Here is a 24,484-nt window from a genome sequence, read left to right as displayed (position 1 = left end):
CGCATTGATACGCCATACAAGCGGCGCGCCGGGCGCGCCGCGTAATCCCAACGGATACCCCTAATATCTTGCGTGACGCTAAGCCTGCCATGAAACTGCGTATGGGCTTGTGCAGCCTGTTGCTGCTCGCCTCGTCGGTACAAGCTGCAGAATTGCTTACTTCTTCCGAATCCGCCGGCTTGCTCAAAAGAATGGCGGTGTCGGCGCGAATACTCAATTACAGCGGCGTCTATCTCTATCACCATACCGACGTGATGGAGACTTTCCGTCTGGTACATGCCTACGATGCAGGCGGTGAGCAGGAACGGCGTGAGTCGCTGGACGGTATCCCGCGTGAGTTTGTCCGCAATAACGACCAGATTACCTGTTATCTCCCCAATGTCCGTCCCTTCATGCTAGATAGGCGTGCGGCGAACAAGTTCTTTCCCGGCGTCATACCGGACCAGATATTGGATGTGCTAAATAATTACAGCTTCAAGCGCCTGGGTGTGGAGCGGGTGGCGGGGTATGAATGCCAGTCCGTCCTGCTGGAACCTAAGGACAAGCTGCGTAATCCGCATCAGCTATGCCTGGAAACCAATACGGGCTTGCTGCTCAAGAGCACCATGTTTGCGCCTGAGCGTGGCGATTTGCTGGAACATTTTGTTTTTACCCAGCTGGATATTGGTGGGCCCATAGACAAGCGGGCACTGAAATCGGTGCTGGCCAGCAAGGCACTGCCGCTGGAGCCCCAGCCTTTGCCCAAGGCCTTACCCGCCCCGCTGGGGGGCGCTTCGCAGTTCGTGATGGCGAATTTGCCCAGTGGCTTCCGGCTGGTCAAAGAGGCTCTCAGCAAGTTGCCGGGCAAGGCCGACCCTGTGCAGCATTTCCTCTATAGCGATGGCATGGCGACCGTATCGGTCTTTGTCGAGCCCGCCAGCAGCAATCCTGTTGCCTTGCCTTTGTCGCGCAGCAACAAGACCGTGAATTTCTATTCGCGTCAAGCAGATGGCTGGCGTGTCACCGCGCTGGGCGAAGTGCCATTGCGCACGGTGCAGCTTTTTACCCAGGCTTTTTCCGTTCGCTGAGCCATGATGCAGTTCATCGCGGTTTTCAGGGGGCTTGTCGCAAGGCGACAGCAATCGGGAACTTGGCCGGTAAGGCCGGGCTCCTAACTCACGTCATAGATTTGCCTGTTTCAGCGGGTCTCTTGAAATTCCGCTGAGCAGCAATCACCTTCTCCACACCTTCTAGTCAGTCAACGAGAAAAAGGATAGATCGGTATGAAACACAGCCTGTTGACCGCCTTGTTGTTCACTTGCGGTCTTACTGCCTGCACTGAAGCAGCCACTGCTCAGCCCGCTGCCAAGCCTGTTGCCGTTGCGCCTACCGTGGCGGCAACAGCTGCGCCCCTGGTGGCAGGATTGCCAGATTTCAGCGCCTTGGTTGAGCGTGAGGGCCGTGCCGTAGTGAATATCAGCACTACCCAGATTGTGCGGGCCAATCGCAACCCGGCTCAGGGTATGGATAATGAGACCCTGGAGTTTTTCAGGCGCTTCGGCTTTCCGGTGCCGCAGCAATCCCCACGGCCACGGGAGGAGCGCGCCCAGTCGTTTGGCTCTGGTTTTATCATTGAAGCCGATGGCTATGTGCTGACCAATGCCCATGTGGTGGCGGATGCGGATGAAATTACCGTCAAGCTGATAGACCGGCGAGAATTCAAGGCCAAGGTGGTGGGTTCGGACGCCCGTACCGATGTGGCCTTGCTCAAGATTGAAGCCACAGGTCTGCCGACGGTGGATTTGGGTTCCAGCGAAAAGCTGCGTGTCGGTGAATGGGTCATTGCCATCGGTTCGCCCTTTGGTCTCGATAACAGCGTGACCGCCGGCATAGTCAGCGCCAAGGGGCGCAATCTGCCGGATGAGAATTTCGTGCCTTTCATCCAGACCGATGCGGCGGTGAACCCAGGCAACTCGGGTGGCCCGCTGTTCAATGTGCGCGGCGAGGTGGTGGGGATCAATTCCCAGATATTCAGCCGCTCTGGCGGTTATATGGGGCTGTCTTTTGCCATCCCTATCGATACTGCTGTGCAGATATCCGAGCAACTCAAGCGTCAGGGCAAGGTTACCCGTGGGCGCATAGGTGTCGGCATACAAGGCATGAGCGATGAGCTGGCCGAGAGCTTCGGCCTCAAGGCCAAGAAGGGTGCCCTGGTCACCAATGTGGAGTCGGACTCCCCTGCAGCCAAGGCTGGACTGAAGGCGGGTGACGTTATCCTCAAGTTCAACGGCGTGGCGGTGGAGGAGTCATCTGACCTGCCCCGTATCGTGGGCGGGACCAAGCCGGGCAGCAGCGTGCCGATGGAAATCTGGCGTGACAAGGCTGGCAAGACCGTCACGATCAACGTGGCAGAGCTGGAAACACCGGCTGATGGCCGCTCCGCCCAGCGCGAGCGCAAGTCCGAACCCAAGACCGAGGCGGGCGTCAGCAAGTCTGGCTTGACCATACGCGAGGTGGATGCTCGCACGCTCAAGCAATTGGGCGTGAAGTTCGCCATGCAGGTGGTGGAGGTGCGTGGATCGGCCGGTCGCGCTGGCATACAGCCAGGTGACTTTATCGTAGGCATAGGCGGTGATGAGCTGGCCTCGCTGAGCCAACTGGATAATGCCCTGACAGCGGTGAAACCGGGCGGCAGCATACCGCTCCGTTTGCGCCGTGGTGATGCGTCGCTGTTTGTGACCTTGAAGATGCCGGAAAAGGGCGACAAGGGCGATGATTGAGCGGGCATTGCTGACGCTGTATGGCCGGGAATATTGCAGCCTGTGCCAGCAGATGCGCGAGGAGTTGCGTCTGCTGGCGCCGGATCTGCAGTTGGATGTGATCTGGTTCGATATCGACGACGATGACGCCGCTGAGGCCAAGTACAACGATATGGTGCCGGTGCTGGCGGGCAATGGTGACGAGGTGATTTGCTTCTATCACCTCGATCGCTACAAGCTGGATGCCTACCTAGGACGCCTGCGGACTGCCTGACGGCAACGGTGGCTGTGTCACTATCCACCCAAGCTACGCTGAATCCGGTAAAATCGCGAAAAATCAACGTGGGCACGTCGCAACGTGCCCATTTTTCATGCAGTTTTCCGGTCGTGTCGCCCAGAAGTTTATGAACCATATTCGCAATTTCTCCATCATCGCCCACATCGACCACGGTAAATCCACCTTGGCTGACCGCTTTATCCAATTCTGCGGCGGCCTGGAGCTGCGGGAGATGAGTGAGCAGGTGCTCGATTCCATGGATATCGAGAAGGAACGCGGCATCACCATCAAGGCCCAGACTGCTGCCTTGCACTACAAGGCGCGTGATGGACAGGTCTACAACCTGAACCTGATCGATACCCCGGGCCACGTTGACTTCAGCTATGAAGTCAGCCGCTCGCTGGCCGCCTGTGAAGGGGCCTTGCTGGTGGTTGATGCCTCCCAGGGCGTGGAAGCACAGACGGTAGCCAACTGCTACACCGCCATTGAGCAGGGTGTCGAGGTGGTGGCCGTGCTGAACAAGATCGACCTGCCTGCGGCCGAGCCCGAGCGGGTCATCGATGAGATCGAGGACATTGTCGGTATCGAGGCGACGGATGCGGTTCGCGCCAGCGCCAAGAATGGCATTGGTATCGAAGACATACTCGAGGCCGTGGTCGCCAAGGTGCCTGCCCCCAAGGGCAACCCGGATGGGCCGGTCAAGGCATTGATTATCGACTCCTGGTTCGACAACTACGTCGGCGTTGTGATGCTGGTGCGGGTGGTCGACGGGGAGATCAAACCCAAGGACAAGCTGCTGTTCATGTCGACCAAGGCACAGCATCTGTGCGAACAGGTTGGTGTGTTTACACCCAAGTCGGTGCAGCGCGATTCGCTCAAGGCGGGTGAGGTCGGTTTTATCATCGCGGGTATCAAGGAGCTGGCGTCTGCCAAGGTCGGCGATACCATCACCCTGGTCAAGTCGGCAGCGACCGAGGCCTTGCCTGGCTTCAAGGAAGTGAAGTCGCAGGTGTTCGCCGGCCTCTATCCGGTGGAGTCGCATGATTACGATTCGCTGCGTGACAGCCTGGAAAAGCTGAAGCTGAACGACGCTTCGCTGCATTTTGAGCCGGAAGTGTCGCAGGCCTTGGGCTTTGGCTTCCGTTGTGGCTTCCTCGGCTTGCTGCACTTGGAAATCGTGCAGGAGCGGCTGGAGCGCGAGTTCGACATGGACCTGATTACCACGGCTCCGACCGTGGTGTATCAGGTGCTGCTCAAGGATGGCGAACTGATAGAGATCGAGAATCCGTCGCGCTTGCCTGAGCTGGGCAAGATCGAAGAGATACGTGAGCCCATCATTACCTCGACCATTCTGGTGCCGCAAGACTATGTGGGCGCGGTGATGACCCTGTGTAATCAGAAGCGTGGTGCCCAGCGCAATATGCAGTATCTTGGCCGTCAGGTGATGCTGACCTATGAACTGCCTATGGCCGAGGTGGTGATGGATTTCTTTGACAAGCTCAAGTCGGTGTCGCGTGGTTATGCCTCGCTGGACTATGACTTCAAGGAATTCCGCTCCGACGATCTGGTCAAGCTCGATGTGCTGGTCAACGGTGAGAAAGTCGATGCGTTAAGTCTGATTGTGCATCGCGCCACCAGCGTTTACCGTGGCCGCGAACTGGTCAGCAAGATGCGCGAATTGATACCGCGGCAGATGTTCGACATTGCCATACAGGCGGCCATCGGCGCCCACATCATTGCCCGTGAAACCGTCAAGGCCATGCGCAAGGATGTGTTGGCCAAGTGCTATGGCGGTGATATCAGCCGCAAGAAGAAGCTGCTGGAGAAGCAGAAGGCCGGTAAGAAGCGGATGAAGCAGGTGGGTAACGTGGAAATCCCGCAAGAGGCCTTCCTGGCGATTCTGCAGGTCAGTGACAAGTAACACGATGCCGTATCAGGCAGTTGGTACCGCCTGATCGGCGTTCTGTCTCAATCTGGGTGTGACAAGTGCTTGCAAGCGCTATTGTCATGCCCATACAACCCCTAACACGCCAAGAAAGCCCGCATGAACTGGACCTTGCTTGCCTTTGTTGCCTTGCTTGCTGGCCCCGCCCTGATCTGGTACTCGCGCAGATCTGCCCAGCCCGTGTTTGATGCCGAGCAGATGGCTGAAAGTGCGCTGTGGGGATATTTCTTCATACTGGTCGGCGGCTGGGGCGTGCTGTCCTTGTTCGCCAACCCCAGCGACCTGTTCTTTGTCGTGATGCTGGTGGCGGCTGTGATGGCGCTGATTGCCAAGCTGATGGGCTATAAGGCCAAGGGCAATGAAAAGGCCTTGCCAGATTGGGCAGCTTTCGGCTTTTCCAATGCACTGGTGCTGGCGGCCATCGGCATAGGCAAGACCTTTGTGATCGAACCGATGCAGATCCCCTCCAGCTCCATGCGTCCAGGCTTGATCGTGGGGGATTTCATCCTGATCAACAAGTCGGCTTATGGTGTACGCGTACCCTTCCTGAATGTGCCGGTGATCCCGGTGGGCAAGCCGGAGCGTGGCGATGTTGTGGTGTTCCGTTTCCCTGAGGATACCAAGATCAACTACATCAAGCGTGTCATCGGTGTGCCTGGCGACAAGGTGGAGTACCGCAACAAGCAGCTGACCATCAACGGTGTGCGTGTGGATAGCGTGCCGGTGGGGAACTACGAGTACAAGGATGCTGGTCAGGAGTCGGTGCAGGCCGTACGCATGGCCGAGAAGTTGAACCAACACAAGTATGAGACTCTGAATGTGCCGGGTACACCTAGCCTGATACCCATGTCGGTGCATGATTTCCCTATGCGCGAGCAGCAGTGCCAGCATGACGAGACGGGATTCAGCTGCTCGGTACCCCAGGGCCAGTACATGATGCTGGGCGACAATCGCGACAATAGCAATGACGGTCGTTACTGGGGCTTTGTGCCGGATGACCATCTGGCAGGCCGTGCCTTTATGGTCTGGATGAATTTCGGCCAGTTCAGCCGGATTGGCACCCGTATTCAATAGTATCGTGAGTAGATGAGCCCTGTTTGCCACAGGGCGTGATGGTACGTAGCGCCCGCTGAATCAAGACATCGCTTGCCATGATCAACATGGCAAGCGATTTGCATCTTGTCGGGTGCGAACTTTATGCCACGGCAATGGTGAAATAGTTCATGGCAGGCTCTAGAATGGCGCCAGACAAGCGCGATTCGCGTATATCGGAGAATGAAAGCATGCGTAAACAAAAAGGCTTGAGCCTGATCAACCTGCTGGCATGGGGCATTATTCTGGGGGGGGCCTTGATTCTGGGTCTGAAGTTGGTGCCCTCGTACACGGAGTACTTTGGTGTCAAGTCTGCCCTGAAAGGTATTGCCAAAGAGAAGGCTGGAGCACCCATAGCAGAGATACGCGAAGCCTTCGAACGACGGGCTACGATTGAGAATATTCAGTCCCTTACATCAGAGGACTTGGATATTGTTCAGGATCAGAGTGGTACGACCATATCTGCCAACTATCAGCGCGTTATTCCCTTGGTGGGCAATGCCAGCCTAGTGTTGGACTACAGTGTCGAAGAGCGTGGCGGTAGCGGTGGCGGCGAGTGAGTGCTGATTTCACCCGGCTTGAGCTGGCGCTGACTCATCGGTTTGCTGATGCCCGTCTGCTGCAGCAAGCACTGACCCATCGTAGCTATGGGGTGCCGCACAACGAACGGCTGGAGTTTCTCGGCGACAGCATACTCAATGCTGTCGTGGCCAGGTTGCTGTTTGATGCATTTCCTGAGCGTAGCGAGGGGGAGTTATCCCGGCTGCGTGCCAGCATGGTCAAAAAGGAAACTTTGGCGGAGTTGGCGCAGGATCTGCTGCTGTCCGAATACCTGCGCCTGGGTGATGGTGAGGCACGTAGCGGTGGCTATCAGCGTCCGTCGATCTTGGCCGACACGCTGGAAGCCATCTTTGCTGCCGTCTGCCTGGATGCAGGCTTTGAGGCCGCACGAGAAACGATTACTGCCTTGATCGGGCCCAAGATTGCTGCCATTGATCCGGAAACGCATGGCAAGGATAGCAAGACCAAGTTGCAGGAGTGGTTGCAAGCCCGCCGTATGGCCTTGCCGCAATATCGTATAGTCAGCCAGCGCGGCGAGGCGCATGATCAGCATTTCGTTGTGGAATGCCGTATTGCCGATCTCGATCTCGCCAGCAACGGCGAAGGCGCCAGCCGTCGGGCCGCCGAGCAGGAGGCCGCAACCCGCGCGCTATCCACCCTGCCTAATGTCAGGAAAGCGCACAAGTCATGACCGAAGCATCACCATTCCATACCGGCTTTATCGCCATTGTTGGCCGACCCAACGTCGGCAAGTCCACGCTGCTGAATCGGCTGATAGGCCAGAAGATCAGCATCGTCTCGCGCAAGGCGCAGACTACCCGCCACCGTATCACCGGCATACGTACCGATGCCGATGCCCAGTTCGTGTTCGTGGACACCCCAGGTTTCCAGACCAAGTACAAGAGCGCCCTGAACGATGCCATGAATCGTGGTGTCACCACTACCCTGTCCGATGTGGATGTGGTGCTGTTCGTGATCGAGGCCAGTAAGTTCGATGCGCGCGATATTGAGGTGATGAAGTTGCTACCCAAGCATCGCCCCGTCATTCTGGTGCTCAACAAGGCCGATCTACTGAAGGACAAGGGGCAGTTGCTGCCGTTCATTCAGCGCATGTCCAGCCAGTTCGCCTTCCATGCGATTGTGCCGATCTCGGCCAAGAAGATCATGAAGGTGGACGTCCTGATCGATGCGATCAAGCCGCTGCTACCTGTAGGCGCGCCCATGTATGAAGAAGACCAGGTGACAGATAGGAGTCAGCGCTTCCTGGCCTCTGAACTGATACGCGAGAAGATCTTCCGCCTGGTGGGTGATGAACTGCCGTACTCCACCACGGTGGAGATTGAGCAGTATCAGGAAGAGGGCAATCTATGCCGCATCCATGCAGCTATCCTGGTGGATCGTGATGCACAAAAGGCTATCGTGATTGGCGCCGGGGGGGAGAAGCTCAAGGAAATCTCCACACAGGCCCGGACGGACATGGAAAAGATGTTCGACTGCAAGGTCTATCTGGAAGTCTTCGTCAAAGTGAAGAGTGGGTGGGCCGACGATACCCGCCTGGTGCGCCAGTTCGGTTACGAGTAAGCCTGTTCGGATGGCGGCACGATGAGCTTTGCCCGCAGCAAGCAGCGTGTGGAGGCAGCCCCTTGCTGGCTGCTGCATAGCTATCCCTACAAGGAAACCAGCCTGATCATCGAGGTGTTGAGCAGGCAGCAGGGCAGGGTGGCGCTGGTGGCGCGCGGTGCACGCCGGCCTACCTCAGGCTTGCGTGGTAGCCTGCTGGCATTCCAGCCGCTGGAGGCTTCGTGGTTTGGCACGGGTGACCTGAAAACCCTGCATGCTGCGGAATGGCAAGGCGGGGTGCCGCAACTGGCGGGCTTGCCGCTGATCTGCGGTTTCTACCTCAATGAATTGCTACTCAAGCTGCTGCCCCGTGAAGATGCCCACCCTGGCTTGTTTGATGCCTATGGCAGGGCAGTGCGTGCCTTGGCGCAATGCCCGCAGGAGGTCGAGCCCATACTACGCCGCTTTGAGCTGACCTTGCTGACCGAAATGGGCTACGGCTTTGCGCTGGACAAGGACGCTGCGGGCCAATCCATCAGCAAGGAGGCGGAGTATCGTTTCTTGGCAGGGCGGGGCATCGTGCCGGCCTTCAATTTGCCCTCGGGCATGGGTGTGCCGCTGTCTGGCCGCAGCCTTGCGGCCATGGCCAGTGGCGATTACAACGAGCCCCAGGCTGCGCAGCAGGCCAAACATTTGATGCGGGTTCTGCTGGCGGAGCTGCTGGGTGAGGCACCACTACATACCCGCAAGATACTGCGCGACCTGCACAAACTCTGATGATTTATGGCATAGGCACCGACCTTATCGACATAGCCCGCATAGGCGTGGCCTACGACAGGCATAGGCAGCGCTTTGCCGATCGTCTATTGTCGCTGCCGGAACAGCAGGAACTGGCGCTAGCGACGGACAAGGCACGTTTCCTGGCCAAGCGCTGGGCGGCCAAGGAGGCTTTTGCCAAGGCTTTGGGCACCGGTATACGGCCGCCGGTTACCCTGGCAGGCATCTGGATTACCCATGATGCGGCAGGGCGCCCGGGACTGGATTTCGATGAGGCTATTGCTGGCCTGCTGCAACAACGGGGCATAGGTCGCGCCCATTTGTCGCTCAGCGACGAGCGCGGGTCGGTGGTGGCCTTCGTGGTACTGGAAGTTAGCTGAACCCGATGGCTATAACAAAGTCATAATGGGGTTACCATTGGGGCATGCATTGCCACCAGAGCAGTGCGGCCTAACTGTACGGACGCCTATCAAGGAAACCGGGATGATCGCCATTGAACACAAAGCTCACTGCGTGCTGGCTACGGTAGCCGGGGAATTCACCCTGGCGGATTATCGCGAATTTGAAGAAAACGTGCTGTATGAGCTGCGGTTTCACGGTAAACCCAACTTGCTGCTCGACCTGACGGAAATGCTGGGCTACACCCTGGATGTGGTGTGGGAGGAAATACGCTTTACCCGCGAGCACGCGACTGACTTTGGGTGCATTGCCATCGTCACTACCGATCAATGGACTACTTGGGCCACCTGGCTTGCGCGTCTGTTTGTAGAGAGCGAAGTACAGGTGTTTGAAAACGGTCGGCAGGCCGAGGCCTGGCTGCTGGAAAATACGCCGGTACCTGGCTGATGCGTCGCTTATTTGAGTCCCTTAGCGGTATGGTCAAGCGGGAGTCGGATCCCTTGGGGGATCCGCGTACCGCAACGAACTGGATGAAGGATATCCGCCAGCAGGATATCGCTGGCCAGTTGCTGGCTGTACGGGAAATGATAGGGCGGATCGAGGGGCGCGAGGGCATATCGCTTCACACCCTGCAATCGTTGTTCGTCATAGACGAGAAAATCCAGCCGACCTTTGATCAAGTAAAGCAGCAATACATCCAGAATCCCCGTGCGGGCAAGGCCGTAGAGGAAAAGCTCTGGAATGAGGTTGTGGGGTTTGCCCGGGCGATGCTGGCAGCCTACCACCCCTTTGTGCGGCTGGAAGAGCCCAGTCCTGAAGAGGAGGCCGGCTTCCTGCAGGCCAGTGGCCTGATGCTGGCGCGTGCGCTGCACTATGTGGGCATACAGGTGAAGTGGCACTACTTCCGCTTTCAAAGCCCACCCGCGACCCTGTGGGCGGCAGCTAACCAACTCTACAGGCTGGCGGAACTCAGTGGGGTGGACAGCCATTCCTTCCGGCTCTATTCCGAGCAGGATAGCCAGACGACATCCTGTACTGACGAGTTCATACGCATACAGATGCTGGCGACGCTCAACAACGGCAATTTCAATCTGCGCCAGTACGATTGGGCAGATCGCTGGCTGATGCTGTGGTCGAGGCAAGTACAGGTGGAGCGCAAGTACCGCGAGGGTGTGCACCAGTTCTGCGTCAATCTGGGTGAGCCTAGCGGCCCGGCCAAGATACATGAAGCCATAGAAGGCGAGATGCTGCGGTTTTGGGGCGTGGGCGAATTGCTGGCCGAGATGGCCAAGGTCATCAGCCAGCTGGAAGCCGGCGATACGCCTGCGCGCCTGGGCCTGGGCGATGACGCGCGCATGCCGGCCTGTCTCGATTTCCTGCGGCAGCTGGAGATACTCTGGTCGCGTGAACGTAACCAGCAACTAGGTCGCAGCGAACGTACCAAGGTCAGCAAGCTGGTGCAGGTAACGTCGGGCCTTTCCAATATCTTCACCGCCATCCGCTTTGACGACGAGCGCGCCATGCTGCGCTCCAGTGCCCGTTCTGCGCCGGACAACGACGAAGTCATGGATATGAAGCTCTATGGCTATGTGACGGATCGTACCAAGCAGAAGCTGGCCATGGCGCAAGCCCGCAACCATGCTTATGTGAACAAGGCCAAGACCATAGACCACGATGAGTGGATAGTGGAGAACCAGTCGGCAGGTGGCTTTGGGGCGGTACTGCCGCTGGAAGGACATGATTGGGTAAGGCTGGGTGTACTGCTGGCCTTGCGCAACCACGAACAGGATAGCTGGATGATTGCCGTCATCAGGCGGCTAAACCGTATCAATGGCGAGCAGCTCTATGCAGGTGTGCAGATACTGAGCTCCACACCGGTAGCCTCCAGCATGAAGTCATTGGAGCCGGAGCGGGCGGTCAGCATGTCTGCGGTGGAAGGGATAGATACGGTGGGTTTGACCCTACCGAAGAGCGGTCTCTACATTCCCTACCTGGGCGAGGGAAAGCGTGCCAATACCCTGTTGATCCACTCGGCCGATTACGCGCCTGGCCGCTTGTACCAGGTGACTGCACGCGACAAGATATTTGTGGTGCGCATAGGTGAGATCCTTGAGAAGGGACCGGACTGGATCTGGGCCATGATAGAGCTGATGCGGCGAGACGCTTGAGACGCCAGCTTGAAACCGACCTGCGGGTCGGTTTTTTCATGCGTGACGGTATCGTTCAAGCCCCGGCTTGCCGTGTTGGTTCACAATCCGTACATCTGGAGCAAGCGCTGCCAACCGTACCTAGCGTCGTACTCTGTTTGCGGAATTACTACCTTGGAGTCTCCCACTGTGTCTTTGCCTGTTGCTCCCCATATCGTGATCGCTGGTGCCGGCAGTGTGGGCTGCTATGTGGGTGCCTGCCTTGCTCTGGGTGGACGTAAGGTGACCTTCCTGCTGCGCCCCGCCATGGCCGCACAGTTGCAGAAGTATGGCCTGAAAGTGACGGACTACCAGAGGCGTAGCCGGCAGTTGGCCGCAGCTGCCTTGAAGCTGTCTAGCGACCCTGGCGTCCTGGCGGAGGCGGATATCGTGCTGGTGACCGTGAAGAGTGCGGCAAGCCCGGCGATTGCAGCGGAGATCGCCAGGCATTCCCGGCCTGGGGCTGTCGTGGTCAGCCTGCAGAATGGTGTAGGGAACGCCCAGTTACTGGCGCAGGCTTTGCCGGACCAGCAGGTGCTGGCGGGCATGGTGCCATTCAATGTGCTGCAGCAGGGCGAGGGACGCTTTCACCGGGGTAGTGAGGGCGAGCTGGCGATTGCAGCCGTCCTGCCGGGCATGGCTGAGTTATTGTCCTGTGAGGGCCTGGCATGCCGGGCTCATGCTGATATGGCTGCGCTGCAGTGGGGCAAGCTGCTGCTTAACCTGAACAATGCGCTTAACGCCTTGGCTGGTGTGCCCTTGCTGGAACAGCTACAGGAGCACGCCTGGCGGTGCTTGTTGGCGGGCATGATGGACGAAGCCCTGCATGCCATGAAACAGGCGGGGATACGGCCGGCCAAGGTCAGCCGGGTTCCGGCCTGGCTTATCCCTCATTTGCTGCGCTTGCCTACGCCCTTGTTCCGCCGTGTGGCGGCTTCCATGCTGACCATAGACCCGCTGGCCCGCTCCTCCATGTGGGAAGACCTGCAACAGCGCCGGATTACCGAGGTGGCGTATCTGCAAGGCGCGGTGGTGGCGCTGGCAACCAGCCACGGCAAACGTGCGCCCTGGTGCGAGCGGGTGATGGCAGCTATCCAGGCTGCCGAGCAGGCGGGCGAAGGTTCGCCTTGCCTATCCCCTCGCGCCTTGGTCTAGTTGGTGACGGCCATCCTGGCTTTCAGCCACAGCCCAATCGCCACGATTTCTTCCATGCAGACCGAGTGTGGCATGCGATAGCTATGCCATTCCGTGGGATGGCCGCCAGTGCTGACCTGCTTGGCGGCCGCTTCGCCCAGTGCATAGGGCACGATGGGGTCTTGTATGCCATGGGCTGCAAATACCGGCGTGGCCCGATTGGCAGGGCTGCTCTCGTTGTCCAGCAAGGATTGGGAAGGGATGTAGGTGGAGAGGGCAATGATGCCGGCCAGCCTGTCGGGGTGGGTGAGGCCGACGCTATAGGCCATGGCGCCACCCTGCGAGAAGCCGGCCAGGATGATGCGCTCGCTGGGTATGCCGCGCTGGTTTTCGCGCTCGATCAGGGCCTGGATGGCGCTGCGGTTCTGGCGTATGCCGGCCTCGTCCACCCGGCGGCTGATCGAATCGAGCTCCAGGATGTCATACCAGGCACGCATGACGTAGCCGTTGTTGCAGGTCACCGGAATCATGGGTGCGTGGGGAAACACAAACCGCACGGCAGCCTCGTCCAGCCCCAGTTCGGGCACGATGGAGACAAAATCGTTGCCGTCTGCACCCAGGCCGTGCATCCAGATGACAGCCCACTGGGGATTAGGTCGGGTTTCGATTTCTATGGCGTCGAGCAGTTGGCTCATCGGGCAAGTCCTTTGACGATGTGATAGCGAAAGCAGGTGGTGGCATGGTCGTTGACCATGCCTATCGCCTGCATATAGGCGTAGATGATGGTGGAGCCGACAAACTTGAAGCCACGCTTGGACAGATCCTTGGATATCCGGTCTGACAAAGGCGTATGCGCTGGGGCATGCTGGTAGCTGTCGTAACTGTTTTGCAAGGGTTGGCCATCGACATAGGCCCACAGTAGGGTATCAAGACTTAACCCGGCGGCCTGCAGCTGCAGCCAGGCTCGGGCGTTGCTGATGGCGGCAGCCACTTTGAGGCGGTTGCGCACGATGCCGGGATTCGCCAGCAGTTCAGCGACTTTTGCGTCATCGTACAGGGCAATCCTGCTGGCATCCCAGCCATCGAAGGCAGTGCGGTAGTTGTCCCGCTTGTTCAGTATGGTCTCCCACGATAGCCCCGCCTGTGCGCCTTCCAGGTTCAGCATCTCGAACAGCGTACGCTCGTCGTGACAGGGTACGCCCCATTCCTCGTCGTGATAGGCGAGGTAGCGGGGATTCCTGGGGTTGGCCCAGCCACAGCGACAGGGTTCGGTCATGATGGTCTTGTCAATCGGAGAGGGAGGAGGCGCATGATAAAACGCCACCCCGTCCCAGGGAATGGGGTGGGGTGGCGGTTAAGAGCCTGTTCACGATTTTTTCACCCCGGCGAAAAGATAGTAAACAGGCCCTAGGGTGCCAGATGCGGTGATCAGGGCTTGAGTGGCGGGATGGCGCTGGCTTTCAGCGGCTTGATCGGCTCGCTGGCCAGTTTTTGCCTGAGGTAGTTGATGGCGGTCTCCAACTGCTTGTCCTCTCCCTTGAAGGTGGCGTGCGGTGGATTGTCGACCTCGATATCAGGCTGTACCCCCACGCCTTCAACCAGCCAGCTACCGTCTATGCCGAACTGTGCATTCTCGGCCACCCGGGCCATGCCCTCATCGGCCAGGGTGTTGCGATCAGACAACCAGACACCGGCACCGCTGGTACGGGTACCGATCAGAGGTCCCAGTTTGAGTGCCTGTACGCCGGCTGCAAAGGTCTCGCCATCTGAGTAGGTCAGGGCATCGGTCAGCACCACCAGGTGGCCACGGAAGGCCTGCTGCATATTGCCATAAGGTGTGACACCCGGCGGTGCCCAGAAGGCCCAGACCCGGCGCAGCAGTTTTTCGATGACCCAGCTATCGATATTGCCGCCATTGTTACGGCGGACGTCGATGATCAGGCCATCACGCTCGTACTGTGCATAGAATTCGCGCACAAAGCTGGCCATATCACCCGCTCCCATGGCGCGCAGGTGCAAATAGCCCAGCTTGCCATTGCTGGCCTTCTCTACCGCCTCCTTGCGGGTTTGTTCCCAGTCGTTGTAGCGCAGTGCAGCCTGCTGTCTGGCATCGACAGGGGTGACGATCACGCGGCGCACTGCTGCATTGCCGCGACGTACTTCCAGCAGCACCTGCTGCCCAGCCTGGTTGCGCAGCAAATCGGAGAAGTCCCGCGTCTCTGCGCTGTTCCTGCCGTTGACGGCGACGATGATATCGCCTTCGCGTACATCCACGCCGGGCGCCTGCAGAGGTGAGCGTTCGCTGGGCAGTTCGGCCTCAGTACGGTAGATACGAGCCACCTCCCAGCCATTGGCCGCACGTTCCATCACCGCGCCCAGGCCAGCGGCATTTGCACCGTCACTGGCACGACGCATGTCGCCACCGCCAACCTGCGAGTGCAGCGAGCCTACTTCGCTGATCAACTGGGCCAGCACGTCATCGAGTTCGCTGCGGTCCGTGACGCGCTCGACCAGCGGGGCGAACTTCTTGCGACTGGCAACCCAGTCTACGCCACGCATCTGGCGGTCGTAGAGCGAGTCGCGATGCATGCGCCAGGCGTCGTTGTACATCTGTCGCCATTCCTCGCGCGGGTCTATGCGCAAGCTCCAGTCGCCCAGGCGTACGCCAGATTTGCTCAAATCGCCCGGTGCCTTGGGGCCGGCATCGACGATGTACATTTCGGGGTTGTCGTTGTTGCCCTTGCGATACCAGAGTTTCTTGCCGTCTTGCGACAGGGCAAAGCTGTGGATGTCGGCGGCAAATACCTCGGGCTTGGGGCCGTTGTTGTCGATGGCCAGCGTCTTCAGGTCGTTACGGCTGCCCTCGGCCTCCAGCAGGTAGAGCCGCTTGCCGTCCACGGCCAGGTCGCGGTAGTTGGCCGGCGCAACAGGAACCTCATACAGGCGGTCGGCCAGGCCTTCGTACTGTATGGCGGGCTGGCTTGGTTTGGCTTCCTTGCCCTCTGCGGGCTTGCTGGCGGCTTTGTCGGCAGGCTTGTCGTCACCGCCGGGCTTGGCGGCCTGCAATTCGTCCTTGGCCTGGAAGGGGAAGCGGTTGCCCGCCTGCAGGGCCAGCGCGTAAACCTTGGTGCGGCGATCAAAATAGGCGCCAGTATTGCGGTCGCCCCAGGGGCCGCGATTGGTCGCCTGGAAATTTCTATCCGACAAGAACCACAGCCAGCGGCCATCCGGACTGAAAGCGGGGGCCTGGCTGTTGTACTTGTCGCTGCTGAGCCAATGCATGCGGCGGCTCTCCAGGCTGTACAGGCCAACCTGGTTCATTTGCCGTGCATTGGTGCCACGCACCAGGGCGATGCTGCGGCTATCCGGGGCCCAACTGATGTCGCTATGCTCGTCGACACCATCACGGCCGGCATCATCGATGAGTTCGTTCTTTCGGGTCGCCAGATCCAGCAGCCAGAGGCGGCCCTGCTTATCGTTGTGCAGCAGCCATTTGCCATCGGGCGAGGGATAGATGCCAAAGCGCTGGGTATTGCCGTCGCTGGTCAACGCACTGCCGCCATCGCTGCCGTCGGCAGGGAAGCGCCAGATCTCGTGTTCACCCGTGCTGTCGGCAATGGCGTAGACCCAGCGGCCATCGGGGCTGAGGGTGGCTTCGCGCAGGCGGGCACCGGCAGGTTGCTGTATATCGATGCGGCGCAGCAGGCCCGTACTGGCCAAGGTTGTGCGGCCACGGGCGGTCACGGCTACACGCTCGCCATCGGGTGACAGTATCGTGCTGCTGGCATAGCGCAGGGGTTTGTCCAGCCAGCGTGGGCGCATCTGGTCGAAGTCGGAGACCAGATTGATGTCCAGGGCTTCATCGCGGCGGCTGGCGATATCCAGCAGGCGCAAGTCGGCACCCAACTGGTAGACCACGCGGCCGCTGTCCAGGCTGGCGCTGCGGATGTCGAATTCCGCATGGCGAGTCAGCTGCTGCAACTCGGTACCATCGGGCTTCATGCTCCATAGATTGTCGCGGCCATCGCTGTCGCTGATCAGCACCAGCCGACCGTTCCACCACATGGGACGGCGCAGGTTGCGATTGGTGGGGCCGATGCGCTCGGCTTCCTTGCCGCTTTTCAGGTTGAAGCGCCACAGCTGTGACAGCGCGCCACCCCGATAGTGGCGGGCATTGTCACTGCTGCTGGCGAGGCCAAAACGGACGAAATAGACATACTCGCCCTTGTCATCGAGTACGGCGTCATTGGCATCGGCCAAAGGTAGTACACGCTTGTCGCCGGTATTGGGGTTGACCAGGGTAACGACGCGTAGGGACGAGGGGCCGCTGCTGTGCTGGGCGGTGTAGAGCACCTCCCCCTGGGCGGTCCAGCCCAAGGTGGTGGCGCGGGTATTTTCGAAGCTCAGGCGCCTGGGCTGGCCGCCGGCCAGGGGCATCAGGTAGACCTCGGTGGCGCCCTCGTAATTGGCCGAGAAGGCGACCCACTTGCCATCTGGAGAGAGGGCTGGCCGTGTTTCTTCGGCAGCATGGCTGGTCAGTCGGCGGGCATTGCCGCCGCTGACATTGCTGGCCCAAAGGTCACCTTCGGCGGTGAATACCACGGTATTGGCCTGCAGGGCCGGAAACCGGAAATAGCCATTGCTGGCGGCCATGGCCGGCACCGTGGCCAGCAAGCCGGCAAGCGCCAGCGAGATGCGCGACAACTGCATTGCTGCTCTCCCTTTTATCGATATCTGATAACAACGCGGCGCATGGTACACGGCCTGAATGGCCCATGACCAAGACCTGCGACGGTTTGTTGTTTGGCGGGATGAATAGTGACGGCTATGCTGAATATAATCTGCTCGCAGAGGGTGTTGCCATGCAACAGCGCCGTGAACAAGCCCTGGCCGGCTGCTTGCTGGGTGGTGCGATAGGTGATGCCCTGGGCCTGGCCTATGAAGGTCTTAGTCCGCGCCGCCTGGCCAGGCTAAGCCCAGGAACGCTGCGCTTCCGGGTTTTTCCGGGGCTGGCGCTGGTATCGGACGATACCGAGCATGCGGCACTGACAGCCCAGGCATTGCTCAGGAGCCGGGGAGACACAGACCGGTTTGAGCGGGTGTTGGCCTGGCGCCTGCGCCTTTGGATAGCCGCGCTGCCCGCAGGGGTTGGCTGGGCAACTGGACGCGCTTTGTGGAAGCTCTGGTTGGGCATACCACCGGGCCGTAATGGTGTTCACTCTGCTGGCAATGGGCCGGCCATGCGCGCTGCCATACTTGGCGTCTATCTGGCGCGGCAACCCCACGCACTGGCCGAGCATCTCGCCCGCAGCACCCGCCTGACCCATACCGATGTCCGGGCTGAAGCGGGGGCGCATTGCATTGCGTTGGCCGCGGCCCAAGCCAGCCAGGGCAGTAGCGACCCGCTGCAACTGGCACATCTGCTGGCACCCGTGCTGGAGCAGGATGGCGAAGGCATGGCGGATTTCAGGATGCTGATGCGCGCCATGTTCGAAAGTGTCGCCAAGGGTGAACGTACCCAGGCTTTCTGCGCCGCACAGGGCTGGCAACGGGGCGTGCTCGGCTATGTGGTTCATACCGTGGTGGCGGCACTGCATGCCTGGCTCTCACACCCGCAGGATCTGGATGCGGCGCTGGAGGACATTATCCGCAGTGGCGGTGATGTAGACAGTACTGCTGCGCTGGTCGGCGGCTTGGTGGGTGCCGGTGTGGGGGTACAGGGCCTGCCGCCTGCGCGCTGCGCCGCTTTGCGCGATTGGCCCTGGAACCAGCAGCGCTTGTCCCGATTGGCGATTGCGCTGGCGCGCGGTGGCCGTGAAGGCAGCCTCTATCCTTGTTGGCCATTGGCATTGCTACGGAATCTGCTTTTCCTGCTGCTGGTATTGGGCCACGGCTTGCGCCGCCTGCTGCCGCCCTACTGAGCATCTGTCATGAATTCCCATCATAGCCGGATGGGGGAGACGCCAGTACAGCCTGAATCAGCAGGCGCCTACCGGACAAATTACCTGTCGCGCCGTCGTCGGATCTCGGCCTGCTGGGCGCGCGACCTTGCCGCTGCAGGCTGAAGCCGACTATATATTTGATGGGATCCTGATCATCTGTCACACGGAGAGCGTCAATGAAAATGCGCATCGCAATGGTTTTGGGACTGGCTCTTTGTGGCCAAGTCTGGGCTGCAGAAGTCAAAGTGGCGGTAGGCCTGTCGTTGCCACCGTATGTGATACAGGAGCAGAACAAAGGCATGGAGCTGGATGTGGTGGCGCAGGCCTTGGCCGCGGCCGGGCATACCATCAAGCCTGTCTACCTGCCTTTTGCCCGCGTACCGGTGGCCATGCAGGATGGTTCGGTGGATGCGGCAATCACGGTGAATGAGTCGTCGGGCATCAAGGCGGCTTTTTCTGACTCGCACATCGTCTATCAGAACTTTGCCGTAAGCCTGAGCAAGAATGGCTACAAGATAGGCAGCGTGGACGAGTTGGGTAAGTACTCGGTTGCCGCCTTCCAGAACGCCACGGTGTACCTGGGTGACAAGTTCAAGGCCATGGCGACTGCCAACAAGCGCTATGGCGAGCATGCGCAGCAGGTAAAGCAGAACATGCTGCTGTTCACCGGCCGGGCTGAAGTGGTGGTGGGCGACAGGAACATCTTCCAATACTTCAACGCTGCCGCCAAGAAAGAGGGGGTGGATACCAGCCAGCCGGTGACCTATCACGAGCTGTTTCCACCTACCCCTTACAAGGTTGCTTTCCGTGATGCGGCACTACGTGACAGCTTCAATACCGCCTTGAAGAAGATGCGGGCAGATGGAAGCTATGAGGCCATCATGAAGAAGTACCAGTAATGTGGGTACCGGACTTGCGCCCAATACTATTGCTTGATCAGGTCTTCCCAGATCTTGTTGAGCCGCTTCACCGATACTGGGTAGGGGGTACGCAGCTCTTGGGCGAACAGCCCTACCCGTAATTCCTCCAGCATCCAGCGGAATGGCGCTAGCGGTGCCGGGTCGCGGCCCAGCTTGCGCCATTTGTCCTGTTCGCTTTCCCAGCGCGCCCACAGCATGGCAAGCTCTTCGCCACGCTGAGCGTCACGCGCCTGATTGGCGTTGTATTTTTCCAGCCGCAGCTTGATGGCCTTGAGATAGCGGGGCAGATGGGGCAATTGCTCCCAAGGCGTTGCAGCCAGAAAGCCTTTGTAGACCAGGCGTGATAGCTGCTGCTTCAACTCGCTTTGCAGCCGCACCGGCTTGCTCAGCAGAGCCTGCAACTGCTGCTGATCGGTGGCAACCTCCTGCAGCACCCGATAGGCGGCATCGCGCACGGCTGGCAGTCGTGTCTTGGCGCGTTGCTTCTGGTTGTCGAACTCCTTCTTGCTGCGCGGCAGCGCATCGTCGCCGATAAAGGCGCGGTCGCAGACACAGGCCACCAGGTCGTCCATCAGGCTGTCAGAATCTGCCATGCTGCGTAACAGCAGCGCTGTCTGGGTAAAGTTGGTAAAGCACTTGGGCAGTTGCTTGACCTGCTCCTTCAGCTCCAGCTGCATCAGCCTCACCACACCGGCACGATGAGCCTGTTCGGCCGCGGCTTCGGTATCGTACAGCCGTATGGCACAGGCGGCCTCGTGGGGTACCAGCGCGGGGTAGCCCGTCAGTTTGGCGCCATGGCGCTCAAAGGTCAGTTTGCCGGGCAGGTCGCCAAAGTCCCAGCTGCTGATATTGTCCTTCTCCACTGCCGGGCCATGGGTTGACGGTTTGATCGGCTCGGCCTGGGCGGCGGCCTTGCCCTTGCCTGGCTTGGTGGCTGGTGTCGCCGGTGTGGCAGCCACCTCGCGAAAGGTCATCTGCGCCGCTTCGCCCAGCTGGGTGCGCAATGCCACCAGATCACGGCCACTGGCCAGTTCCTGGCCGGCGTCATCGACTACCCGGATGTTCATGCGCAGATGCCCTGGCAGGTCATCCAGATCAAATTCATCGATGCTGACGGGCTGGCCTATACCCCTGCCTACGGCATGTGCCAGCTGCGGCAACAAGGGCGCGCGATGGTCGGCCTTGTCCAGTGTCACCATGGCGCGGGTTACGAATTCGGGTACCGGCACGCACAAGCGACGTATGCTCTTGGGTAGCGATTTCACCAGATGGGTGATCTTCTCGCGTATCAGGCCTGGCACCAGCCAGTCGAATGCAGCCCCATTGACCTTGTTCAGCAGGTGCAGGGGAAGTTGCACGGTCACGCCATCCAGCGCATGCCCGGGCTCAAAGCGGTAAGCCAGTGGTAGTACCACCCCATCCAGTACCAGGGTGGGCGGGAACTGCTGCTCGGTGATGCTCTCGCCAGCATGGCGCATCAGGTCGTCGCGGCTGAGGAACAGCAGTTGCGGCTGCTCCTTCTCAGCCTGTTTGCGCCAGGCATCGAAGCCCTGGCCATTAACGATGTCTGCTGGAATCCGCTGGTCGTAGAAGTCGAACAGCACCTGCTCGTCAACCAGCACGTCCTGGCGGCGGGCTTTGTGCTCCAGTTCCTCGATCTCGCTGATCAACTTCTCGTTATGCTGCCAGAAGGCCGCGCGGGTGTTGAAGCGACGCCCGGCCAGGCCCTCCTTGATCATGATTTCGCGTGCTTCGACCGGGTTGACACTGCCATAGTGCACCTTGCGCCTGGCCACTACAGGGAGGCCATAGAGCGTGACGCGTTCGCTGGCTACTACCTGGGCCATGCCTTCTTCCCAATGCGGTTCGAAGTAATCGCGGTTGACCAGGTGGTTGGCCAGTTTTTCCAGCCATTCCGGCTGGATGGCCGCCACGCAGCGGGCATAGAGTTTGGTGGTTTCAACCAACTCGGCGCTAACTACCCACTTGGGCCGCGCCTTCTTAAGCGCGCTGCCTGGAAAGACCGCGAACTTGATGCCACGGGCGCCCAGGTATTCGTCCTCGTCCGGCTGCTTCATGCCTATCTGGCCCAGCAAGCCGGTGCACAAGGCGCGATGCAGTGCATCGTATTGCTGCTGCGCGGCCTGTGCCCGCTCCTTTTCTGCCTTCTTGGGCAGCTCGGGCACGCCGGCCTTGGCTACAGCAGGTGCAGCGGCCGGAGTAGTAATGGCCTTCCAGCCCATGTCCTCGACGATATCGGCCAATTGTTTGTGTAGCTCGCGCCACTCACGCATGCGCAGATAGCTGAGGAAGTTGCTGTGGCACTCCTGCACCAGCAGGCGATTGGACTTTTTCTGCTTGAGTGCCTGCTCAAAGAAATGCCAGAGGTTGAGCAGGCTGACAAAGTCGGACTTGTCGTCAGCAAATTTGGCATGGGCCCGGTCGGCGGCATCGCGCGCCTCGAAGGGGCGATCACGCGGATCCTGTATGCTGAGTGCCGAGGCGATGATCAACAGCTCCGGCAGGCAGGCTTCGTCACGGCCTGCCAGCAACATGCGGCCTATCTTGGGGTCGATGGGCAGGCGGGCCAGCTCATGGCCCAGGCGGGTCAGTACCCCTTGCTCATCCACCGCGCCCAGCTCGTGCAGCAGGGCGTAACCATCGGCGATCAGTCGGCCGGATGGGGCTTCCAGAAACGGGAAATCCTCCACCTTGCCCAGGCGCAGAGCCTGCATGCGCAGGATGACGGCGGCCAGCGACGAGCGCAGGATTTCCGGGTCGGTAAAGGCGGGACGGGCGTTGAAATCCTTCTCTGCGTAAAGGCGGACACAGACACCGGCGGCTACCCGGCCGCAACGACCGGCGCGCTGGCGTGCGCTGGCTTGGGAGATCTTCTCTATCTGCAGCTGCTCCACCTTGGCGCGCGGCGAATAGCGGTTCATCCTGGCGAGGCCGGAGTCGATCACATATTTGATGCCAGGCACCGTCAGTGATGTCTCCGCCACATTGGTGGACAGCACCACGCGCCGTCCGTTGCTGGGCCTGAAGACCTTTTGCTGATCCTCGACCGACAGGCGTGCAAACAGCGGGACGATTTCGGCGCCCATGATCTTGGCACGGCGGAGTTCTTCGGCTGTTTCCCGTATCTCGCGCTCGCCGGGCAGGAACACCAGCACATCGCCCGCTCCATCGTGACGCCACAGCTCCTGCACGGCATCGACCACGGCTTCTTCCATCTCCAGGTCGGCGTCATCTTCGTCCTTGCTGCGCAGCTCCTTGTAGCGGACTTCCACCGGATAGGTGCGGCCCGATACCTCGATTACTGGCGCGCCGTCAAAATGCTGGCTGAAACGGTCGGCATCGATGGTGGCAGAGGTGACGATGACCTTGAGATCGGGCCGGCGGGGCAGCAACTGCTTGAGAAAACCCAGCAGGAAATCGATATTGAGCGAACGCTCATGCGCCTCGTCGACGATGATGGTGTCGTACTGGCTGAGATAGCGGTCGGTCTGGGTTTCGGCCAGCAGGATACCGTCCGTCATCAGCTTGATCAGGCTGAGCTCGGAAGACTTGTCGGTAAAGCGCACCTTGTAGCCTACGGTGTCGCCGATCTCGGTCTTGAGCTCCTGTGCGATACGGGTGGCCACGGTACGCGCTGCCAGGCGGCGTGGCTGGGTATGGCCGATCAGGCCGGCTACGCCCCGTCCCAGCTCCAGGCATATCTTGGGTAGCTGGGTGGTCTTGCCGGAGCCGGTTTCGCCACAGACGATGACCACCTGGTGGTTAGCGATGGCTGCCCGCAGCTCGTCCCGTCGCTGGTTGACCGGCAGGAAGTCGTCAAACTCGGGCTTGGGTAGCCGCGCCAGGCGGGCCGCATACTTGGCCTGTGATAGTGCGATGGCCTGGATCAGCTCGGTTTCCTGCTTGTCGACAGGCTGCTTTTGCTTGCTGCGCTCACGCAGGTTGCGCGCCTTCTGGCGCAAGCCGTGGTGATCGCGGAGCAGGCAGGTTTGTAAGGCGAGGTCGAGCTGGGCAGGAAACATGGATACACAAGGTTATTCAAGCAAGTCGCGATTTTAGCGGGGTTCGCTGCTTGCTGCCTTGCTGAAAGCAAAAGGTCTGATGTCGGCTGCCATAGCCTGGTGGACTATTCCACGGCTTTACAACTCTGCCGGGACTGGGAGGCGCATCGGATTACTGCGAGTGCCTGGATCGGATCGCATCCATAAATGCCGGCGCCCCATGCAGCATTGAGCTCTATGCATGCCCACCCACGTCCCTGGATGTAACCCACATCGACGACGATAGCTTCGGGTAGAGGTACCGACATGTCTAGCAGCAACTCAGCCATGAAGTGTTCCAGGGCTAGTTGCTCTTCGGTCGTGGTTTGATAGCCCAACTCATCCTGTAGCTCACCCAGTCGAGCGTATATGGAATAGGTACGGAGTTGTCTGTTCAGGACAAAACACCGGAACTCACTTTCCCAGGTGACTACTTCGGAGACCAGTACCGACATTTCCCCTGGCAGATCGCTGGGCAAGTCAGCGCCGGTATAGACCTTGGCAATAAAGCTCTTGTCGTTAGGGGGCTTGATGAACGCAGGCTCGGTTCGATCTCTGGCAACACCCAGGGAGGTCATGGTTATCTGGCGTTTTCGATAGCGGTCCGGCAGCCCAACCAGCCAGTCCTCGGGCGGATTCAACAGCGTCACGCCCATTTGCTCGGCCAGTGTCGGGCCAAACAAGGCTTCCAGGTAAAGCACGGGCTCGGATAAAGACAGGTAGGTCTCGGGGATGCGCCAACTGCTTAGGCGCTCAACATGCCAGCCCAGTTGGTTGGCCGCTCGCCAGAGTGCTTGCGCGTCCTCGGTGTAGCGAGGGGTGAGTATCAAGGTGGGCTGGTTCATGCTTTGGCGGTGTTGCGGGTAGGCGGGATGTCCTGCGCACAGGAGGT

The 24,484-nt window shown here is 59.8% G+C and carries 20 protein-coding genes; 15 read left to right on the top strand and 5 right to left on the bottom strand.

All coding sequences use genetic code 11. From position 1 onward, the window contains the following. Positions 1-89: 89 nt before the first annotated feature. From QQK16_RS16295 to QQK16_RS16235, 13 genes are all read left to right on the top strand, one after another. Positions 90-1,067, top strand: a complete 978-nt coding sequence (locus QQK16_RS16295; RefSeq protein ID WP_284197534.1) for a MucB/RseB C-terminal domain-containing protein — start codon at positions 90-92, stop codon at positions 1,065-1,067. A gap of 195 nt (positions 1,068-1,262) precedes the next feature. After that, complete coding sequence (locus QQK16_RS16290; protein ID WP_284197533.1) at positions 1,263-2,759, top strand: DegQ family serine endoprotease; 1,497 nt, start codon at positions 1,263-1,265, stop codon at positions 2,757-2,759. Then, positions 2,752-3,012 (top strand): glutaredoxin family protein, encoded by a 261-nt coding sequence (locus QQK16_RS16285; RefSeq protein WP_284197532.1) that lies wholly within the window; start codon positions 2,752-2,754, stop codon positions 3,010-3,012. The genes QQK16_RS16290 and QQK16_RS16285 overlap by 8 nt, the downstream gene beginning before the upstream one ends. Positions 3,013-3,142: 130 nt before the next feature. After that, the gene (gene lepA / locus QQK16_RS16280; RefSeq protein WP_284197531.1) at positions 3,143-4,936 is read left to right on the top strand and encodes a translation elongation factor 4; all 1,794 of its coding nucleotides are present in this window, start codon (positions 3,143-3,145) and stop codon (positions 4,934-4,936) included. 123 nt (positions 4,937-5,059) lie between these two features. Further along, positions 5,060-6,034, top strand: coding sequence for a signal peptidase I (gene lepB / locus QQK16_RS16275; protein WP_284197530.1), 975 nt, complete (start codon positions 5,060-5,062; stop codon positions 6,032-6,034). Positions 6,035-6,243: 209 nt separating this feature from the next. Continuing rightward, positions 6,244-6,612, top strand: coding sequence for a DUF4845 domain-containing protein (locus tag QQK16_RS16270; RefSeq protein ID WP_284197529.1), 369 nt, complete (start codon positions 6,244-6,246; stop codon positions 6,610-6,612). Further along, complete coding sequence (rnc, locus tag QQK16_RS16265) at positions 6,609-7,304, top strand: ribonuclease III (RefSeq protein ID WP_308447060.1); 696 nt, start codon at positions 6,609-6,611, stop codon at positions 7,302-7,304. Before QQK16_RS16270 ends, rnc begins: the two co-directional genes overlap by 4 nt. Further along, positions 7,301-8,194 (top strand): GTPase Era, encoded by an 894-nt coding sequence (gene era, locus QQK16_RS16260; RefSeq protein WP_284197528.1) that lies wholly within the window; start codon positions 7,301-7,303, stop codon positions 8,192-8,194. The genes rnc and era overlap by 4 nt, the downstream gene beginning before the upstream one ends. Before the next feature lie 21 nt (positions 8,195-8,215). Beyond that, positions 8,216-8,950, top strand: a complete 735-nt coding sequence (gene recO, locus QQK16_RS16255; protein WP_284197527.1) for a DNA repair protein RecO — start codon at positions 8,216-8,218, stop codon at positions 8,948-8,950. After that, on the top strand, positions 8,950-9,330 hold the full coding sequence (gene acpS, locus QQK16_RS16250; protein ID WP_284197526.1) for a holo-ACP synthase: 381 nt from the start codon (positions 8,950-8,952) through the stop codon (positions 9,328-9,330). The genes recO and acpS overlap by 1 nt, the downstream gene beginning before the upstream one ends. 103 nt (positions 9,331-9,433) lie before the next feature. Further along, a complete protein-coding gene (locus tag QQK16_RS16245) occupies positions 9,434-9,796 on the top strand; it encodes an STAS/SEC14 domain-containing protein (protein WP_284197525.1) in 363 nt (120 codons plus the stop codon). Then, positions 9,796-11,517 carry a hypothetical protein gene (locus QQK16_RS16240; RefSeq protein ID WP_284197524.1) on the top strand — a complete coding sequence of 574 codons (1,722 nt, stop codon included), beginning with the start codon at positions 9,796-9,798 and terminating at the stop codon, positions 11,515-11,517. The genes QQK16_RS16245 and QQK16_RS16240 overlap by 1 nt, the downstream gene beginning before the upstream one ends. 168 nt (positions 11,518-11,685) lie before the next feature. Beyond that, positions 11,686-12,690, top strand: coding sequence for a 2-dehydropantoate 2-reductase (locus tag QQK16_RS16235; protein WP_284197523.1), 1,005 nt, complete (start codon positions 11,686-11,688; stop codon positions 12,688-12,690). On the opposite strand, the gene QQK16_RS16230 is transcribed toward QQK16_RS16235, so the two are convergent. The 3 genes from QQK16_RS16230 to QQK16_RS16220 all read right to left on the bottom strand — a co-directional run bounded on the left by QQK16_RS16230 (position 12,687) and on the right by QQK16_RS16220 (position 17,379). Continuing rightward, complete coding sequence (locus tag QQK16_RS16230; RefSeq protein ID WP_284197522.1) at positions 12,687-13,364, bottom strand: alpha/beta hydrolase; 678 nt, start codon at positions 13,362-13,364, stop codon at positions 12,687-12,689. The two genes, QQK16_RS16235 and QQK16_RS16230, sit on opposite strands and share 4 nt — an antisense overlap. Next, positions 13,361-13,945: a DNA-3-methyladenine glycosylase I gene (locus tag QQK16_RS16225; RefSeq protein ID WP_284197521.1), complete on the bottom strand. Its 585-nt coding sequence runs from the start codon at positions 13,943-13,945 to the stop codon at positions 13,361-13,363. Before QQK16_RS16225 ends, QQK16_RS16230 begins: the two co-directional genes overlap by 4 nt. Positions 13,946-14,097: 152 nt before the next feature. After that, positions 14,098-17,379, bottom strand: a complete 3,282-nt coding sequence (locus QQK16_RS16220; RefSeq protein ID WP_284197520.1) for a S41 family peptidase — start codon at positions 17,377-17,379, stop codon at positions 14,098-14,100. Between the two features lie 152 nt (positions 17,380-17,531). Here QQK16_RS16220 and QQK16_RS16215 point away from each other — a divergent pair, with 152 nt between their 5' ends. Next, the gene (locus tag QQK16_RS16215) at positions 17,532-18,590 is read left to right on the top strand and encodes an ADP-ribosylglycohydrolase family protein (RefSeq protein ID WP_284197519.1); all 1,059 of its coding nucleotides are present in this window, start codon (positions 17,532-17,534) and stop codon (positions 18,588-18,590) included. A gap of 197 nt (positions 18,591-18,787) precedes the next feature. Next, a complete protein-coding gene (locus tag QQK16_RS16210) occupies positions 18,788-19,510 on the top strand; it encodes a substrate-binding periplasmic protein (protein ID WP_284197518.1) in 723 nt (240 codons plus the stop codon). Positions 19,511-19,536: 26 nt separating this feature from the next. Here the strand turns inward: QQK16_RS16210 and hrpA are convergent, their stop codons facing one another. Both hrpA and QQK16_RS16200 read right to left on the bottom strand, forming a co-directional pair. Further along, complete coding sequence (gene hrpA / locus QQK16_RS16205) at positions 19,537-23,574, bottom strand: ATP-dependent RNA helicase HrpA (protein WP_284197517.1); 4,038 nt, start codon at positions 23,572-23,574, stop codon at positions 19,537-19,539. A 104-nt stretch (positions 23,575-23,678) separates the two neighbouring features. Further along, a complete protein-coding gene (locus QQK16_RS16200; protein ID WP_284197516.1) occupies positions 23,679-24,437 on the bottom strand; it encodes an ATP-grasp domain-containing protein in 759 nt (252 codons plus the stop codon). Between the last annotated feature and the right edge of the window lie 47 nt (positions 24,438-24,484).

It is taken from the genome of Chitinimonas prasina (assembly GCF_030160395.1).
Lineage (GTDB): Bacteria > Pseudomonadota > Gammaproteobacteria > Burkholderiales > Chitinimonadaceae > Chitinimonas > Chitinimonas prasina.
Note: the sequence above shows the minus strand (reverse complement) of the source record. Positions and strands in the feature narration are given on the sequence as shown.

Bases quoted from the DNA above. Each gene is read 5' to 3' on its own strand.
- QQK16_RS16270 (WP_284197529.1), top strand. From the start codon at position 6,244: ATGCGTAAACAAAAAGGCTTGAGCCTGATCAACCTGCTGGCATGGGGC.
- acpS (WP_284197526.1), top strand. From the start codon at position 8,950: ATGATTTATGGCATAGGCACCGACCTTATCGACATAGCCCGCATAGGC.
- QQK16_RS16200 (WP_284197516.1), bottom strand. From the start codon at position 24,437: ATGAACCAGCCCACCTTGATACTCACCCCTCGCTACACCGAGGACGCG.
- QQK16_RS16215 (WP_284197519.1), top strand. From the start codon at position 17,532: ATGCAACAGCGCCGTGAACAAGCCCTGGCCGGCTGCTTGCTGGGTGGT.
- QQK16_RS16295 (WP_284197534.1), top strand. From the start codon at position 90: ATGAAACTGCGTATGGGCTTGTGCAGCCTGTTGCTGCTCGCCTCGTCG.
- QQK16_RS16225 (WP_284197521.1), bottom strand. From the start codon at position 13,945: ATGACCGAACCCTGTCGCTGTGGCTGGGCCAACCCCAGGAATCCCCGC.
- QQK16_RS16220 (WP_284197520.1), bottom strand. From the start codon at position 17,379: ATGCAGTTGTCGCGCATCTCGCTGGCGCTTGCCGGCTTGCTGGCCACG.
- QQK16_RS16245 (WP_284197525.1), top strand. From the start codon at position 9,434: ATGATCGCCATTGAACACAAAGCTCACTGCGTGCTGGCTACGGTAGCC.
- lepB (WP_284197530.1), top strand. From the start codon at position 5,060: ATGAACTGGACCTTGCTTGCCTTTGTTGCCTTGCTTGCTGGCCCCGCC.
- QQK16_RS16240 (WP_284197524.1), top strand. From the start codon at position 9,796: ATGCGTCGCTTATTTGAGTCCCTTAGCGGTATGGTCAAGCGGGAGTCG.
- recO (WP_284197527.1), top strand. From the start codon at position 8,216: ATGAGCTTTGCCCGCAGCAAGCAGCGTGTGGAGGCAGCCCCTTGCTGG.
- hrpA (WP_284197517.1), bottom strand. From the start codon at position 23,574: ATGTTTCCTGCCCAGCTCGACCTCGCCTTACAAACCTGCCTGCTCCGC.
- QQK16_RS16210 (WP_284197518.1), top strand. From the start codon at position 18,788: ATGAAAATGCGCATCGCAATGGTTTTGGGACTGGCTCTTTGTGGCCAA.
- lepA (WP_284197531.1), top strand. From the start codon at position 3,143: ATGAACCATATTCGCAATTTCTCCATCATCGCCCACATCGACCACGGT.
- QQK16_RS16230 (WP_284197522.1), bottom strand. From the start codon at position 13,364: ATGAGCCAACTGCTCGACGCCATAGAAATCGAAACCCGACCTAATCCC.
- era (WP_284197528.1), top strand. From the start codon at position 7,301: ATGACCGAAGCATCACCATTCCATACCGGCTTTATCGCCATTGTTGGC.
- QQK16_RS16285 (WP_284197532.1), top strand. From the start codon at position 2,752: ATGATTGAGCGGGCATTGCTGACGCTGTATGGCCGGGAATATTGCAGC.
- QQK16_RS16290 (WP_284197533.1), top strand. From the start codon at position 1,263: ATGAAACACAGCCTGTTGACCGCCTTGTTGTTCACTTGCGGTCTTACT.